Annotated in this window: 11 protein-coding genes; 1 reads left to right on the top strand and 10 read right to left on the bottom strand. The window is 47.1% G+C overall.

Annotated elements, in window-relative coordinates; genetic code table 11:
* Window positions 1–260: 260 nt before the first annotated feature.
* Both KUA49_RS07090 and KUA49_RS07085 read right to left on the bottom strand, forming a co-directional pair.
* Window positions 261–923 carry a hypothetical protein gene (locus KUA49_RS07090; RefSeq protein ID WP_203049676.1) on the bottom strand — a complete coding sequence of 221 codons (663 nt, stop codon included), beginning with the start codon at window positions 921–923 and terminating at the stop codon, window positions 261–263.
* Between the two features lie 38 nt (window positions 924–961).
* Window positions 962–2,314: an ATP-binding protein gene (locus KUA49_RS07085; protein WP_218413622.1), complete on the bottom strand. Its 1,353-nt coding sequence runs from the start codon at window positions 2,312–2,314 to the stop codon at window positions 962–964.
* 144 nt (window positions 2,315–2,458) lie between these two features.
* On the opposite strand from KUA49_RS07085, the gene KUA49_RS07080 reads away from it, so the two are divergent.
* Entirely contained in the window at window positions 2,459–4,162 is a 1,704-nt protein-coding gene (locus KUA49_RS07080; RefSeq protein WP_318331673.1) for an ISL3 family transposase, read from the top strand.
* Window positions 4,163–4,371: 209 nt separating this feature from the next.
* Here KUA49_RS07080 and KUA49_RS07075 read toward each other — a convergent pair whose 3' ends face one another.
* The 8 genes from KUA49_RS07075 to KUA49_RS07040 all read right to left on the bottom strand — a co-directional run bounded on the left by KUA49_RS07075 (window position 4,372) and on the right by KUA49_RS07040 (window position 17,300).
* Window positions 4,372–5,532: an AAA family ATPase gene (locus KUA49_RS07075; RefSeq protein ID WP_412178600.1), complete on the bottom strand. Its 1,161-nt coding sequence runs from the start codon at window positions 5,530–5,532 to the stop codon at window positions 4,372–4,374.
* Between the two features lie 218 nt (window positions 5,533–5,750).
* Window positions 5,751–8,984 (bottom strand): carbamoyl-phosphate synthase (glutamine-hydrolyzing) large subunit, encoded by a 3,234-nt coding sequence (gene carB, locus KUA49_RS07070; RefSeq protein WP_218413361.1) that lies wholly within the window; start codon window positions 8,982–8,984, stop codon window positions 5,751–5,753.
* 12 nt (window positions 8,985–8,996) lie between these two features.
* Entirely contained in the window at window positions 8,997–10,073 is a 1,077-nt protein-coding gene (gene carA, locus KUA49_RS07065; RefSeq protein ID WP_040553026.1) for a glutamine-hydrolyzing carbamoyl-phosphate synthase small subunit, read from the bottom strand.
* Window positions 10,074–10,148: 75 nt separating this feature from the next.
* Window positions 10,149–12,032: an amidophosphoribosyltransferase gene (locus KUA49_RS07060; protein WP_203049692.1), complete on the bottom strand. Its 1,884-nt coding sequence runs from the start codon at window positions 12,030–12,032 to the stop codon at window positions 10,149–10,151.
* Window positions 12,033–12,139: 107 nt separating this feature from the next.
* The gene (glmS, locus tag KUA49_RS07055; RefSeq protein WP_218413362.1) at window positions 12,140–14,044 is read right to left on the bottom strand and encodes a glutamine--fructose-6-phosphate transaminase (isomerizing); all 1,905 of its coding nucleotides are present in this window, start codon (window positions 14,042–14,044) and stop codon (window positions 12,140–12,142) included.
* Window positions 14,045–14,112: 68 nt separating this feature from the next.
* Window positions 14,113–14,913, bottom strand: coding sequence for a polysaccharide biosynthesis/export family protein (locus tag KUA49_RS07050; RefSeq protein ID WP_218413363.1), 801 nt, complete (start codon window positions 14,911–14,913; stop codon window positions 14,113–14,115).
* 119 nt (window positions 14,914–15,032) lie between these two features.
* Window positions 15,033–16,487 (bottom strand): pyruvate kinase, encoded by a 1,455-nt coding sequence (gene pyk, locus KUA49_RS07045; RefSeq protein ID WP_218413364.1) that lies wholly within the window; start codon window positions 16,485–16,487, stop codon window positions 15,033–15,035.
* 231 nt (window positions 16,488–16,718) lie between these two features.
* Window positions 16,719–17,300, bottom strand: a complete 582-nt coding sequence (locus tag KUA49_RS07040) for a LemA family protein (RefSeq protein WP_203039822.1) — start codon at window positions 17,298–17,300, stop codon at window positions 16,719–16,721.
* Between the last annotated feature and the right edge of the window lie 68 nt (window positions 17,301–17,368).

The following is a 17,368-nucleotide window of genomic DNA, read 5'->3' as shown; positions in this document are numbered from 1 at the left end:
TAGGGTGTATAGTCGTACGACTAAACAGGTTATAACCGTACAACTAAAGGGGGTATAGTTGTACGATAACAAGGTGTTGCCACTAGGCTCAGCAGAGCTGCCGAGCCTAGTGGCAACAATGGAGAAGGAACTTTCTAGCACCTGGAATGATACTTCCTTCGACCCGAAAAGATACTTTCTCCAACCTGAGAAGATGCTCTTTCCAACTCTAGAAGATACTCTTTCCGACCCATAATGATGCTTATCCCCACCTCCTATCTTTATTCCTTCTTCCTCAATCGATAGAGCGTAACGGGGCCTTCCTTGGTGGCATACATCCGGGCTGCAGGCTCCTCGCAGAGATCATTCAACACCTTGCTGGCATGATAGCGGGTGACGCCAAATTCCTTCATCATATCCTTCACCGTGATATAACCCTGCTGCTGACATATCTCCACAATATCGGCAAACTCCTTTTCTGCCTCCTTCGGAGCAGACTTCACTCCCCAATACTGGCGACTGCAACCATTAGACCTACGACGCAACTTCTCAAGAAACTCCTTCGTGGGCTGAATCTCCAAACCACAGATATCCACCTCGTTGGCTGGAATCAGGTCGCCCTCATGAAAGGTCTTCTTCCACTCATTTCCTTCCTTATCCCTATGCTGCACCACGCCCAACTTAGGCTTGACGATAAACATATCGCCTACCCTCACCTCGTTGCCATCCGCCAGGGCATAAAGCGTCTCATCCTCCAGCGTTTCCAGGGCAGCTATAAAGGAAGAAACATTCATCGCACAATGATCGCGAACATGCTTCTCCATCTTCTCCTGGTCAATGGTGTCTCGCTTCACAAACATCGGATGTATCTGATACTTACCGCTTTCGTCCTTCAAGGGCGTGCGATGCTCCAAATAATTGATTGAACCTGTTGCTCTTGCCATATTCTTAGTTTTTTTTGATATTTCTTTATATCCCCCATCTACTTCTCCGCAAACAAATTGGAGATAGCATAAAGAGGAATGATGTCTATCTTCTTGCCATCGGGACTCTCGAATGTTCCAAAATTTTCAAGAGAACAACGGATGCCCATTTCTATATGCTTCTGCGGATTGCGCATCAGCGAATACATGCTGCTCATGGAACCCTTCACACCCGATTTTACTTCTATCGGAACTATGCTGCCACTGCGAGCTATCACATAATCAACCTCGGCACAAGTACCTTTGTTCATGTTTTGCCAATAGTACAACTGATGCCGCTTCTGCGGAGAAGAATATTTGATAAGTTCCAAGCCCGCCATCATCTCTGCCACATGTCCCTTGTCAACAAGATTGATGGAATCTGCCACCATCATCTCCTTGATGCTGCCATCGATGTCGTCATCTATTCCTAGGATACCAAGCAGCACGCCAGTATCATGGATAAGATATTTCACAACCCGCTCGTTGATTTCAGCCCCAAGCGGCACCCCATTGGCATCCGTATGATAAATCGGGATGATTAGTCTGGCATCCTTCAGCATCTCCAAAGCCACCTTTACTTCTGCCGAACGATATTGTCCTTCTACCCTACTGTAAACAAACTTGGCTCCAGCCTGATGTGCTACGCTTATGAGAGTTTGGCGCAAAAGCAGAGGATTTGCCTTGGCTCCGTACTTGGCAAAATCGTCCTGATACCCCTGTATGATTTCATTCACTATGTCACTACTATAGCGATAAGACCCTGTCTCCATGTAAGTTGCCACAGCTTCTGGCATACCGCCAACCAGCATATAACTTCGAAAAGCCTCCACTAATCTGTTATAGAATGCCTCGGGCAGCGGATTCGTAGGACTACTATTTCGTTTGGTTCTAAGAAGTCCCTCTTGCCCCGTTGCCGTCAAGAATTCATCAAAAGACATCGGATAAACAAACAGTGAACTTACTCTGCCCACCCCAAACGATGACAAATCCTTCAGCGCAAACTCCAGGAGCGAACCTGCTGCAATGACATGAAGTTCGGGATAATCTTCCTTAAAGAACCAAAGGCTGTGAACGACATCTTCGCTCTTTTGTATCTCATCGAGGAAAAGAAGGGTTTCGCCCGGAACAACCGGCACATTAAAGAAGTCGGATAGCTTAGCAGCAATGCTCTTCACATCACGACTGCCCTTAAAGAATTCCATCACCTCAGGATTTCTTTCCACATTAACTTCCAAAAAATATTTGAAGCTCTTGCCCAAATGCCGAATGGTGCTCGACTTGCCTACCTGTCGGGCGCCCCTCACCAAAAGAGGTTTTCTTCGAGGATTATCCTTCCATTCCAGCAAAGCCTGGTCTATGTTTCTTGACAAGTATTTTTGGTTCTTCTCAAATTTTAGTACAAAGCCCCAATTTTTATATGAAGGAGCAATATTTTTGAGAAAGTTTAATATAAAAAATTAGCGATTGTCTCCAAAAATATGTAAGTTTAAAGTGATCATAAAATATGACTTACAATGGATACAATCGCTAACAGATGCAAAATTATAAAAAAGATAAGGAACAACCAAATAAAATCCGATATAAATGCTTCTATGGCCGGAGAAAAACTTCTTATGGACATTTTTCCTGCCATAGATGGCTTTTTTATCACAAGTTGTGACTTCTCTTCCACGGAACTCAAAATGGTTCTCGTGAGTACGGCTACCCATGCCTTCTGCGACCGTTGTGGCCAGAAAACCACTCATACCCGTGGCTGGCAAAAGAGAACGGTCACGATGTGTCCTTTAGGGTGTAAACGGTTTGTTCTCACCCTTTACATGCGCCGTTTTTACTGCCAGTCTGATAAACATATATTTGTAGAGCAACAGACGAAGTGGCTAAACAAATATGCAAGATTCAGTGTAAGATGCATAGAGTTGATGAACCAGCTTCATATACATATGTCATCTGTGTCGACCTCCAAGGTCATGAGAAAGATGGGAATCACCTGCTGTCCAAATACTTGCATAAATCATTTGAAAAAGATCCAAAGACTTCCAGACAGGACTGCCAGGAATATAGGCATAGATGACTTTGCCAAGAGAAAGGGACATACCTATGGCAGTGTTATCGTAGACCATGACACAGGCGAGATTTTGGAACTGATAGACTCTAGAGATTCTTCGATTGTGGCAAATGTCTTGAAACAATACAAGAAAGTCGATACTATCACTCGTGATAGGGGACGATGCTTCATTAAGGCTATCAAGCAAGGAGCCCCATCAGCACATGCTATCACAGACAAATTCCATGTCATTGAAGACTTGACGAGCGCAGTCTTTCCAAAGATTCTGCAGGAGTTTTTGCATAAGAGAATGGAGTTGCTGACTCAAGGTCTAGTTGGTCCCATTAAGCCACAAATAAGTAGAGGTTGGCTTTATACCAGCATATATGCAGTCTTGGAATCGATGTGCAAGGATACAAGAAGAATCAAGAAAATGGCTGAATGGAACACTTTCATGGATCTTTATGCAAGGCAAGGACTGACTTTGAGTGAAATCCATGACAAAACAGGGTTTGATGGATTTAAGATGGGAAAGCTAAGGAACACCAAATATGAGGACTTGCTCAACCCAACGCAACTAAGGGCTTACAAAGCCATAGAATCTATTACAAACAGGATTCTCTGTAAAAAGTCATTGGATTACTCTGTGGTTACCAAGGGGTTACATTCTACAGAGAAGAAAGAAATACTGAAAAGACTTCTTTTTCTACTGAGAGAAAAATGGAAGGAAGACTGGAAGGCATACGATGATGCCTACAAGGCATTTCTTGCAAAGGCAACTATCAGGAGCGAAGAGTATGACCTTTGGAATTCAATAGTTCACTTCAACTGGAAAACCAAGACTGATACAGTCAGATTGTTTCTGCAGGACTTGCATATTACCGATTTAGCCTATTATATAACAACATTTCAAGGCATTTTGAGCGGAGAGGTCAAAATGAACTTGTACAAATGGATTAACATGGTCATAGGATGTGGTAATGAGAAAATGGAAAAGTTTGCCAAAGGACTGATTAAGGACTATTCCGCCATCAATAATTCTATTGCTAGCAAATTGAACAATGGAATCCTTGAAGGTTCGGTCAACAAGATAAAGACCGCAAAGCGAATTATGGGTGGAAGAGCATCGATTTCTCTTTTGCAGATAAAGGTCTCCTCAAACTTAGATACATAAATGTACCAAAATTTGAGAAGAACCGTATTTTTTCATATCTTTCGCCTTTATGATTATATGGCTGCAAAAATACTGATAATTAACGAGATATGCAATTATTTTATGTTAACTTTGCTAAAAGATAGAGTTATAAAGGCATGTTTCGTGATAAAAGATAGAGTTATAAAGGCATGTTTTACGATAAAAGATAGAGTTATAATCCCTATCTTTTACTCTATTTCCTCTATCCTTGCCAACTCCCAGCCCTTGAACTGCATGATAATCTTATGAAGCGTTGTACCCTGGCGAAGAGCCTCAACCCTTGGAGCATCGGCATATCGCCTAATCTGTTCCACGGCATCCAACCATTGCTTCTCCGACTTCTTCATAGGGCTACCATCTTCCTTGAAGACATCCTTCAACTCTTCATCAAACTCCTTTCTGGAGAGGACCTTGAGTTCGAGGATATAACTGTGCTGACTGGCATAATGGGTATGATCAGGCAACAAGAAAAAATCACAATAGCCATGATTCAACTCCAATTCGGGAGCCGTGATGTAATAATCGTTGAGGTTCAAGTATGCCATAAAGAAACCTTGCAGGTTTCGCTCCGATTCTATTCCGTCACGCACAGAAGAAACCTTAGCGTAGGCTTCAGCCATGAAACGCAGTCCTTCTTCCCATACACCATCATAAGCCATATCATAATAGTAATCCGTCAATCTGTTGGTATCCACATACGACTTTGCCTGATACTCTTCTTCCAAATATCCGTAATACTGCTTGCGAACATTATTATTAGGGAAACCATCAGCATGAGTAATGGCATGATACACTTTCTCACCATGCTCATTGAGCACTACATTAGTAAAATTATCATACTCATCGATGATAAGATAAAGCTGAAAATGATTTGCCTTGGCTGCATCAAAGATTATCTGCATCTTATCAGCATACTGTGTCTTCGCCTTGATTTCCTGACCCTTCTTATCACCATAATATGCGGCATACTGCTCTACAAAACTATCCAACTTGATACAGAGATAGGCATTGAATCTTTCCTCCAAAACTTCTATCTTACCTGTAATCTGAGAAAAATCCAAGAACAGTACCTGGTAAATTCCTTGCAGGGATGTAGGATGCTTACCTATCCACAAATTACCGAAGAGTTTTTCGAAACTCTCCTTCTGATTACAGTCATAGTAAGAGTAGAGCATACTGAGAAACAGGCTTTTTCCAAAACGACGAGGACGGACGAAGAAGAGATTGCGAGGCTGCTTCTCCAGCTCTGGCAAAAACATTGTCTTATCGACATAATATAGATTCTGACTCATCACCGTGGCGAAATCAGATACCCCGTATGGTACTTGTTTTACTTGCTGTTTCATCATGCTATGAAATTTAACCAGCTTATACGTGCAAAGTTACGGCTTTATTTTTGAAACAACCAAAGTTTTCACAGCTTTTTTGTTCAAATAAAAAATCCCTGCCGTAGGAAGCCTTTCCTACAGCAGGGATTTTTCTATTGGGAATCATCAAGAATGACTCAACTGTCAATTCTTAACTATTAACTATCAATTCTTAATCACTAATAAATAATCACTAAACATTATTTATACTCTCCCCAAGCCTTGATGTCGATATCCTCCAGCTTGGTTGTGCAGAATGCATAAATAAATGCACTCGCCAGACGGCTGTTGGTAATCAATGGCACGTTCAGGTCGATGGCAGCACGACGAATCTTGTAACCATTGCTCAACTCGCTGCTGGTCAAGTTCTTCGGAATATTCACTACCATATCAATCTCGTGGTTGTGGAGCATCTCCAAAGCCTTTGGTGCACCGCCTTCTGCCTCCTCTGATGGCCAGAGCACACGTGTGTTCTCAATGCCGTTCTCGGTGAGGAACTTGCTACTACCACCGGTTGCATACAGCTTGTAACCATGCTTAACCAGCATCTGGGCAGCATCGAGCAAATCTACCTTCTGTTTGGCAGAACCTGTAGAAAGCAGGATGTTCTTGGCTGGAATGCGATGACCCACAGAAAGCATACTCTTCAAGAGGGCGGTAGATGTATCGTCGCCCAAGCAACCTACCTCACCGGTACTGCTCATATCCACACCCAATACTGGGTCTGCCTTCTGCAAACGGTTGAAGCTGAACTGGGATGCCTTGATACCTACATAGTCGAGATCGAAGAGGTTCTTGTGTGGCTTCTCTACTGGCAAACCGAGCATCACGCGGGTAGCCAACTCGATGAGGTTGATCTTCAATACCTTGCTCACGAATGGGAACGAACGGCTGGCACGCAAGTTACACTCGATAACGAGAATATCATTGTCACGAGCCATGAACTGGATGTTGAACGGACCGTTGATGTGCAACTCCTTGGCAATCTGACGACCAACTCGCTTCACACGGCGAACTGTCTCAACATACAACTTCTGAGGAGGGAACTGGATGGTTGCATCGCCTGAGTGAACACCGGCAAACTCGATGTGCTCGGAAATCGCATAGGCAATCACCTCGCCATTCTTTGCCACTGCATCCATCTCAATCTCCTTGGCATGTTCGATAAACTTACTAACTACCACTGGGTGATCCTCACTTACGTTGGCTGCCAACTGCAGGAATCGCTTCAGCTCTTCCTCGTTAGAACATACGTTCATCGCAGCACCAGAAAGCACGTAGCTAGGACGAACCAATACTGGGAAACCTACACGCTCGATGAAGTTGTCGATGTCCTCCATAGAGGTCAGGGCGCTCCACTCTGGCTGGTTGATGCCGTTGTTGGTCAACATCTGAGAGAACTTGGCACGGTCCTCAGCGTTATCGATGTCCTTGGCAGCAGTACCCAGAATTGGCACGTTCTGTGCATCCAGGTGCATAGCCAGGTTGTTTGGAATCTGACCACCGGTAGATACGATGACGCCATGAGGCTGCTCCATCTCGATGATATCCATCACACGCTCGAAGGTCAACTCGTCGAAATAGAGACGGTCGCACATATCGTAGTCGGTAGATACGGTCTCTGGGTTGTAGTTGATCATCACTGAGCGCCAGCCTTCCTTGCGGATGGTGTTCAATGCCTGAACGCCACACCAGTCGAACTCTACGGAAGAACCGATGCGGTAAGCACCCGAACCGAGTACAACGATAGAACGGTGGTCGTTCTCGAAGGTGATGTCGCTCTTCACGCCTGCGTAGGTTACATAGAGGTAGTTGGTCTGGGCAGGATACTCAGCTGCCAAGGTATCAATCTGCTTTACTACAGGCAGGATGCCATAGCTCTTGCGCTTGTTGCGAACCAGCAGGGCAGCCTTGTGCATGTTGCCCAACTCCTGCTCCAAGCCCACGGCACGAGCTACCTGGAAGTCGGTGAAACCATAAACCTTAGCGGTACGGAGCAAATCCTGATCAAGCGTATTGATGTTGCACTTCTTCATCGCCTCGTCGATGTCGATGATGTGCTTCAACTTCTCGAGGAACCACTTGTCAATCTTGGTCAAGTCGTGAATCTGATCTACGGTATAGCCCTTGTGCATTGCCTTTGAAATCACGAACACACGCTTATCTGTTGGCTCGCGCAAAGCTGCATCGATATCGTCGATTTCAAGCTCCTTGTTCTCTACGAAGCCGTGCATGCCCTGACCAATCATACGAAGACCCTTCTGGATAGCCTCCTCGAAGTTGCGGCCGATGGCCATTACCTCACCTACTGACTTCATAGATGAACCCAACTCCTTATCTACGCCACGGAACTTAGACAAGTCCCAACGAGGAATCTTACATACCACGTAGTCCAATGCTGGCTCGAAGAAAGCTGATGTGGTCTTGGTAACAGAGTTCTTCAACTCGAACAGACCGTAACCCATACCGAGCTTGGCTGCAACGAAGGCAAGAGGATAACCGGTAGCCTTAGAAGCCAAGGCAGATGAACGGCTCAGACGGGCATTCACCTCGATAACGCGATAGTCCTCGCTCTTAGGGTCGAAGGCATACTGCACGTTACACTCACCCACGATTCCGATGTGACGGATAATCTTGATGGCGAGGGCACGGAGCTTGTGATACTCAGCATTGCTCAGGGTCTGAGATGGAGCGATGACGATACTCTCACCGGTATGGATGCCCAGTGGGTCGAAGTTCTCCATGTTACAAACTGTAATACAGTTGTCGTAACGGTCGCGAACCACCTCATACTCAATCTCTTTCCAACCCTTCAAACTCTTCTCTACCAATACCTGTGGAGAGAATGAGAAGGCCTTCTCAGCGAGCTTGTTCAGCTCCTCCTCGTTGTCTGCGAAACCAGAACCGAGTCCACCCAAGGCGTAAGCAGCACGGATGATGACAGGATAACCGAGCTCGGCAGCAGCCTTGCGGGTCTGCTCGATGTTCTCGCAAGCCTCACTCTTGATGGTCTTCACGTTGATTTCATCCAGCTTCTCTACGAAGAGCTCACGGTCCTCAGTATCCATGATAGCCTGTACTGGAGTACCCAATACCTTGACATTATATTTCTCCAGGATGCCCTGGCGATAGAGTTCCACACCACAGTTGAGGGCAGTCTGACCACCGAAGCTGAGGAGGATACCGTCTGGCTTCTCCTTCTGGATGACACGCTCTACGAAGTAAGGCTGCACTGGCAGGAAGTAAATCTGGTCGGCAACACCTTCTGATGTCTGTACGGTTGCGATATTCGGGTTGATGAGCACAGTCTCGATACCTTCCTCGCGCAATGCCTTCAGGGCCTGCGAACCTGAGTAGTCGAACTCACCTGCTTCACCGATCTTCAAGGCTCCAGAACCTAAGAGGAGCACCTTCTTTATATTTTCGTCTTTCATCTTTATTCCTAATTATTTAAGTGTTTCTACAAACTTATCAAACATGAACTCTGTATCCACAGGGCCTGAGCAAGCCTCTGGGTGGAACTGGCTTGAGAACCAAGGGTTCACCTTGTGGCGGATACCCTCGTTAGAGCCATCATTCATATTTACAAAGAGTTCCTCCCAGTCGTTGCCCAATGTCTTGGCATCAACGGCATAACCGTGGTTCTGAGAGGTGATGTAGCAATTGTTGGTTCCTACCATGCGCACTGGCTGGTTGTGTGAACGGTGACCATACTTCAACTTGTAGATAGTAGCACCGGCTGCCTTGGAAAGCAACTGGTTACCCATACAGATACCGCAGATAGGCTTGCGGCTCTGGCTAATCTGCTTGCGAATAATGTTTACTGCATCCTCACACATGTCTGGGTCGCCAGGACCATTGGCAAGGAACAGTCCGTCGAAATCCATATCGGTGTAATCGTAATTCCAAGGCACACGAATCACCTCTACGCCTCTGTTGATGAGGCAACGGATGATGTTTGCCTTCACACCGCAGTCAACGAGTACCACCTTCTTGCCGGCACCCTCGTTGTAACGGATAATCTCCTTGCAGCTCACCTGGTCAACGAAGTTTACACCCTCGTAGTTAGCCTCAGGGATGTTGTCTGGTTCATCATCAAAGAGAATCTTACCCATCATCACACCATGCTCACGAAGCACCTTAGTCAACTCACGGGTATCGATGCCTGTGATTCCTGGCACCTTTTCGCGCTTCAACCAGTCGGCAAGACTCTCCACTGCATTCCAGTGGCTGTACTGCTCGCTGTAATCATTCACGATGATGGCAGAAGCATAAATCTTGTCACTCTCCATGAAGGTTGGCAAACCGTTCTCCTCGAAAGTAAATGGTGGCACACCATAGTTGCCCACGAGAGGGAATGTAAGTGTCATCAACTGACCGGCGTAAGAAGGGTCGGTCAAACTCTCTGGATATCCCATCATGGCTGTGTTGAACACAACCTCGCCCGCTACAGGAGCATCATATCCAAAAGATTTGCCATGGAACTTGGTTCCATCGCTCAAAACTAAGGTTACTTTTTTCATATCTGACATTTGATTCTTTTATTTCATACTTATAAGAGCAAATGAATTCTTCACTCTTCGTTCTTCACTCTTCACTTATTTATGATAAACGTTTTCGATATAGTTCACAAACGACTGGTTGCAGAGCTTCGTGCCGCCAGGAGTTGGATAATGACCGGTGAAATACCAGTCGCCCTTGTGGTTTGGAATTGCCTCGCGCAGCCCCTCGATGCTCTGGAACACGAGCTGGATAGGAGTGGTCATGCCTTCTGGGCGAAGCATCTCTACTATCTTCTCGTTGATTTCCTCGATGGTGAATGGCTTGTAGATGGCACGCACCGGGTTAATCTGCTCCTCCTTCGGCTTGGCAAGTTCTGCCTTGCATGCCTCGTAGGTCTGCTCGATGAGGTCCTCCATCTTGCGCTCTTTCAGAAGCTGGATTGCCGCACGGAACACGCAGAACTCTTCCAGTCTTGCCATATCAATGCCGTAATAATCCGGATAGCGAATCTGAGGGGCACTGGATACGACTACAATCTTCTTAGGATGCAGACGGTCGAGGATGCGCAGGATGCTCTCCTTCAGGGTTGTACCGCGCACGATACTGTCGTCGATGATAACGAGATTATCCACATTCGGCTCGACGCTTCCGTAGGTTACATCATACACGTGGCTCGCCAGGTCGTTGCGGCTGTTGCCCTCGGTGATGAAGGTACGGAGCTTGATATCCTTCCATGCTATCTTCTCCGAACGGACGAAATCGCCGAGAATATCGTATAATTCTTCCTTAGATGGAATATGGTCGAGGTTGGCAATCTGTTCTATCTTGCTTTCGTTGAGATACTTCTTGAAACCGCTCAACATTCCATAGTAAGCCACCTCGGCTGTGTTCGGGATGTAGCTGAACACGGTGTGATCTACATCGTAATCCACTGCCTTCAGGATAGGCTGGGTCAACTGCTCGCCCAACTGCTTACGCTCCTGGTAGATATCCTTGTCGGAACCACGGCTGAAGTAGATGCGCTCGAATGAGCAGGCTGAATCGCCCTTCTGCTCCATGATGCGCTCGATGCTGCACTCGCCGTTCTTCTTCACGAGAAGTGCCGTGCCCGGCATCAGCTCCTGCACATCCTCTGCCTCCAGGTCGAAGGTGGTCTGAAGCACAGGGCGCTCGCTGGCTACTACTACGATTTCATCGTTCTTGTAGTAGAAAGCAGGACGGATGCCCCAAGGGTCGCGCATGGAGAACATCTCGCCCGAACCGGTAATACCGCAGACCACATAACCGCCGTCGAAGTCCTTCATCGTGGTCTTGAGCACATTGCTCATCTTCACGTGGTCCTCGATGTAGTTGGTGATATCGGTGTTCTCCATCTCCATCGCCTTTGCAGCCACGAAGTTGCGCTCCACCTCTCTGTCCAGGCGATGGCCCATCAGTTCAAGCATGATGTAGGTGTCGCTGTAGATGCGTGGACTCTGGCCCTGCTTGGTCAGTTCCTCGAAGATTTCATCTACGTTGGTCATGTTGAAGTTGCCGCAAAGACAGAGGTTCTTCGCCTTCCAGTTGTTGCGGCGCAGGAATGGGTGCACATACTGTATGCCACTCTTTCCGGTGGTGCTGTAGCGCAGGTGTCCCATGTAGAGTTCGCCTGCGAAAGGCAGTTCCTCTTTGGCAAACTTAGCATCTGCAAGCTGCTCGGGAGTCAAGTCCTTGAAGTTGGCATTCGCCTTACCGAAAATCTCGGTCACGGCGTTCTTGCCCTCTGCACGTTCACGAAACATATACTCATGTCCAGGCTTTCCGCCCAGTTTAACACAAGCCATACCAGCACCCTCCTGTCCACGGTTGTGCTGCTTCTCCATCATCAGATAGAGCTTGTTGAGTGCGTACATCCAGGTGCCGTACTTCTGCTGGTAATACTCCAGTGGCTTGAGCAATCTGATCATTGCTACGCCACATTCATGTTTCAATGGTTCCATCTCACTATTATCCTTTATCTTAATTAGTTAAATTTGAATATACCTATTGCGAGGGATATCCCTCCAAAAAAAGGGAAACGTCAAGAAACGACGATTCCCTTTATCTTTTATTCGACAGTAACTGACTTGGCCAAGTTTCTAGGTTGGTCAACATCCTTGCCCTTGCATACAGCTACATGGTAAGCCAAGAGCTGCAAAGGAATGGTAGCCAATAATGGCTCCAGGCACTCCAAGGTCTCAGGGAGTTCAATCACTTCGTCGGCAATCTTAGAGATGGTTTCGTCGCCCTTGCTCACAATGGCAATGACACGGCCCTGACGGGCTTTAATCTCCTGGATATTAGACAAGACCTTCTCGTACATGAAGTTGTGAGTAGCAATAACTACCACAGGCATATCGCTGTCAATCAATGCAATAGGGCCATGCTTCATCTCCGCTGCAGGATAACCTTCAGCGTGGATGTAGCTAATTTCCTTCAACTTCAATGCACCTTCCAGGGCTACAGGATACTGGAATCCGCGGCCCAGATAGATGAAATTGCGAGCGTATGTAAACGTACGGCTCAAGTCAGCTATCTTATTGTTCAGCTTCAACACTTCCTTCATCTTTGAAGGAATGTTCCAGAGCTGCTCTGTAATCTTCTGGTATTCGCTTTCGCTGATGGTACCTCTCTCCTTACCGATGGCGAGTGCCAGGAGGATGAGAACGGTAACCTGACCGGTGAACGCCTTGGTAGAGGCAACACCGATTTCCGGACCTACGTGAATGTAGGTACCGGTATCTGTTTCACGGGCGATGGAAGAGCCGATGGAATTACAGATACCATAGATGAACGCACCATTTTCCTTGGCAAGCTTGATGGCTGCCAGGGTATCAGCGGTTTCACCACTCTGGGAGATGGCAATAACCACGTCGTCCTTGGTTACCACAGGATTGCGGTAACGGAACTCTGATGCATATTCCACTTCCACCGGAATGCGGCAGTAGTTTTCAATCATCTGCTTGCCAATGAGTCCGGCGTGCCATGATGTACCACATGCCACGATGATGATTCTCTTGGCATTGAGGAGCTGCTGGCGATGGTCGGTGATAGAACTGAGCACTACGCCCATCTCCGTCTCCGTCTTGCTGGTAGAATCGTCGCCGTCGGTCATCACGCGGGTCTCCACCGTGCGGCTCACCACACGGCCACGCATACAGTTGCGCAGGCATTCAGGCTGCTCGAAGATTTCCTTCAGCATGAAGTGAGGGAAACCGCCCTTCTCTATCTGACCGAGGTCGATATCCACGGTCTGCACCTCTGGGTTGAGTTTCACGTTCTGGCTGTTCACCACCTGCAATTCCTCGCCGAGGCGCATCACAGCAATGTTGCCATCCTCCAGGTAAACCACCTTGTCGGTATATTCGATGATAGGGCTGGCATCCGAACCGAGATAGAACTCGCCGTTCTCGCCGATACCTACTACCAATGGGCTCTGCTTGCGTGCAGCAATAATCTGGTTAGGGTTACGCTTATCAAGAATGGCGATGGCGTATGCACCAATCACCTGGCGAAGAGCCACCTGAACGGCAGTCAACAGATCAAGCTCCTTCTTTACCTGGATGTATTCGATGAGCTGAACGAGCACCTCAGTATCGGTTTCGCTCTTGAACTCCACACCCTTGGAAATCAGATTCTTCTTGATATCGGCATAGTTCTCGATGATACCATTATGAATCATGGCGAGGTTCTTGCTGGAAGAATAATGAGGATGAGCATTCACAGCAGAAGGCTCTCCGTGAGTAGCCCAACGAGTATGAGCAATACCCACATGTCCTGAAATATCCTTGTCCGAGCAGAACGCTTCCAGATCTGCCACCTTGCCCTTTGCCTTATACACGTTCAAAGAGCCATCATCACTGATAAGAGCTACACCAGCGCTGTCGTATCCGCGATACTCCAGGCGCTTTAAACCCTTTATAAGGGCTGGATAAGCCTCACCCTTACCTAAATATCCTACAATGCCACACATTTTCTTATAACTTTTATGTTGTAATTCCGTTCGTTAATCCAGACCTTGTTCCCTATTCAATCTTTTTCTTATCGCAAGATGTTGACAATCAATGATGCGATAGAAATCAATGTACCCACAGCAGAGAACCACAATGTGGTAGAAGAGCCGATGGCAGAGTTCTGTGCCTTCACCTTGTTAGGCTCCACATAGATGATATCGTTCTGCTGGAGATAGTAGAATGGAGAGTTAATGATGTTTGCATCATTCAGGTTCAAACGGTATGTATGCTTCTCTCCTTCCGCATCCTGGCGGATGAGCAGCACGTTGTCACGCTTACCATAGATGGTAAGGTCGCCAGCCTGAGCCAGAGCCTCAAGTACACTCATCTTCTCCTGAGGAACCGAGATGATACCTGGCTTGGTAACTTCACCGATTACTGAAACATGGTAACTTGCCATGCGCACGGTGACGATTGGCTTTTCTGAAACTGACAAATATGGATCAATCTTACTCTTCACCAAATCCTCAGCCTGCTTCTTGGTCAAACCACCTACATGCAAGGTGCCTACTACCGGGAATTCAATGTTACCGTTGTTGTCAACCAGATAGCCCTGCAGGGAACCCTGCGAAGAACTCAGCTGTCCACTGGTACCGATGGTATTAGACACAGCCAGGTTGAAAGGCATGGCAGCCTTAGGGTCTGTAGTAATGACGGTGATAGTCAACTCGTCCTTTGGCATGATCTTAGCCTCGTAAAGCATCTTAGAAGCCGCCAAACTGATAGAATCTGCGTTTTGAAAATAAGCTACGTTCTTGGTGCTACCGCAACTGCCGAGCATCAAGACCATTGTTAAAGCGACAAGCGCTGAATAGATGAATTTTTTCATTATCAACAAATTTCGTTTATAAAATATCGGTGCAAAATTACAGCATTTTTTTGAATGCTGCAAATATTTTGCACCAATATTTACTGAAACGTATTATTTTTTAGAAAATAATAGCCTTTTTACTTGTCTTCAACGCCATTTGAAGGCAAATTAAAGGTATAACTATTATCGAAAATCTTCTTCACCTTGTTGATTTCAACGAAAGTGGTGCCGCCGCCTTCTCCGAAACTACCACTCAGGTAAGCTATCTTATCCTCTTCGTCAAGGTAGCCCTTCTGGCGAAGCATGCGTACCGCTGCAGTAAACATATCCTTTGAAGACACGTAGTCTTTCTGATGGATTGGGATGATGCCGTAGCTCAGGTTCAGCCAGCGCTGAAGCTTCTCCTTGTAGCAGATGGCAAGCACTGGGTTCGGACCACGGAAGGCGGCAAGGTCACGGGCTGTCTGACCGGTCTCACCGTCGGTGATGATACCTGCTACGCCCAACTGCTTGGTAGCCTCGATGGCTGCGTGAGCCAGGAAGAGTTTCTGGTCTATCTTGCCATCCTCCATTGGGTTGATGTCGTTCAGTGGCGACTTATCCTTCTCTGCCTGCTCGGCAATGCGGGCCATGGTCTGCACTGCCTCTACAGGATACTTACCGCTTGCCGTTTCGCCTGAAAGCATCAGGGCATCGGTGCGATAGAAGATAGCGTTGGCGATATCGGTTACCTCGGCACGGGTAGGACGAGGGTTCTTGATCATGGTGTGGAGCATCTGTGTAGCCACGATTACTGGCTTCTGGGCCTTCACGCACTTGGCGATGATGCGGCGTTGGATGCCTGGAATTTTCTCGATTGGCACCTCGATACCCAGGTCACCACGGGCAATCATGATACCGTAGCAGGCGTCGATGATCTCGTCGATGTTGTCAACACCTTCCTGGTTCTCTATCTTTGAGATGATCTTGATATCGCTGTTGTGGGCGTCGAGGATATCCTGCACGGCCTTTACATCGGCAGCATTGCGCACGAAGGAGTGAGCGATGAAGTCGATGTCGAGCTCGATGGCAAGTTCGATGTTGCGGCGGTCCTTTGCCGTGAGAGCAGGCAGGTCGATGTGCTCGCCTGGCACGTTCACGCTCTTGTGCGCACCGAGTATACCCTCGTTCTGCACCTCAGCCACGAGCATAGGTCCCTGCACCTCCATGACCTTCATGTCGAGCTCACCGTCATCAAACAAGATGTCATCGCCCACCTTTACATCGGCAGCAATATCAGGATAGCTCAGGTTCACGATGTCGTGAGAAGACTCCATCTCTGGGCGACCGAAGATTTTCACCACGTCACCAGTATGATACTGTATAGGCTCCTTCACGTCGGTAGTGCGCACCTCTGGTCCCTTGGTATCAATCATGATACCGATGTGTGGAGACACGGCTCTAACGTTCTTGACAATGTTGCGGATACCTTCCTCTGTGGCATGTGCGGTGTTCATACGAACCACGTTCATGCCGGCAAAAAAGAGTTTGCGGATGAAATCCTGATCGCATCTACGATCGCTGATGGAAGCGACAATCTTTGTTTGTTTCATATTTGTATTAACCTTATTGAAATTTCAATTATTTTTCGTGACATTTCTATCACCTTTCCCAAATTTTTTGCAAAGATACAAAGAAAATCTGAAATATGATTCATCTGAACTACAAAATATATATAAAATGTTGCAATAGTAACAGATTGAAAGGGAGCGAAAACAAAAAAAATCCAGCCAAAAGGAAGTTTATCTCCCTTTGGCTGGATTCCTTACTGGTCCATCCCGGGCCTAGATATCCAAATCCGGTGCCTTCTCGGCGCCTGCGGCTGCCTCGAACTTTGGCATCACATTGAAATGGAAGAGACCGGCGATGATGGCGTTAGGCATCTTTCTAACGGTCTGATTATACGACTGTACAGCCTCGTTGTACTTGCGGCGTGCCTCGCTGATGCGATTCTCGGTGCCTTCCTCCTGAACCTGAAGGGCCTTGAAGTTCTCACTCGCCTTCAGCTCAGGATATCTTTCTGCCACCAGCATCAGCTTGGAGAAGGCATTCGCCAACTCGCCCTGGGCTGCAGCATACTGCTTCATGCTAGCCTCGGTGAGGTTGTTTACATCCAGTTTTACCTGTCCCACAGAGGCACGAGCCTTGGTCACCTCCTCGAAGGTCTCCTTCTCATGCTTGGCATACGCCTTCACAATCTTAGCCAGCTGAGGCATCATGTCGGCACGGCGCTGATACTGAGCCTGCATGTTAGACAACTCGGTGGTAGCAGCCTCCTGCTCACTCACCATTCCATTATAACCACTGAACACCCACAGCACCAACACTACGATGACGCCTAAGATGATCCATCCTGTTTTCTTCATAATTCTTTTTTATTTATTGATTATACATTATTATATTAGTGTTTATTGATTAGTGATTATTGATTAGT

This window comes from Segatella copri (assembly GCF_019249655.2).
GTDB lineage: Bacteria > Bacteroidota > Bacteroidia > Bacteroidales > Bacteroidaceae > Prevotella.
This window is presented reverse-complemented; position numbering and strand designations above follow the sequence as displayed.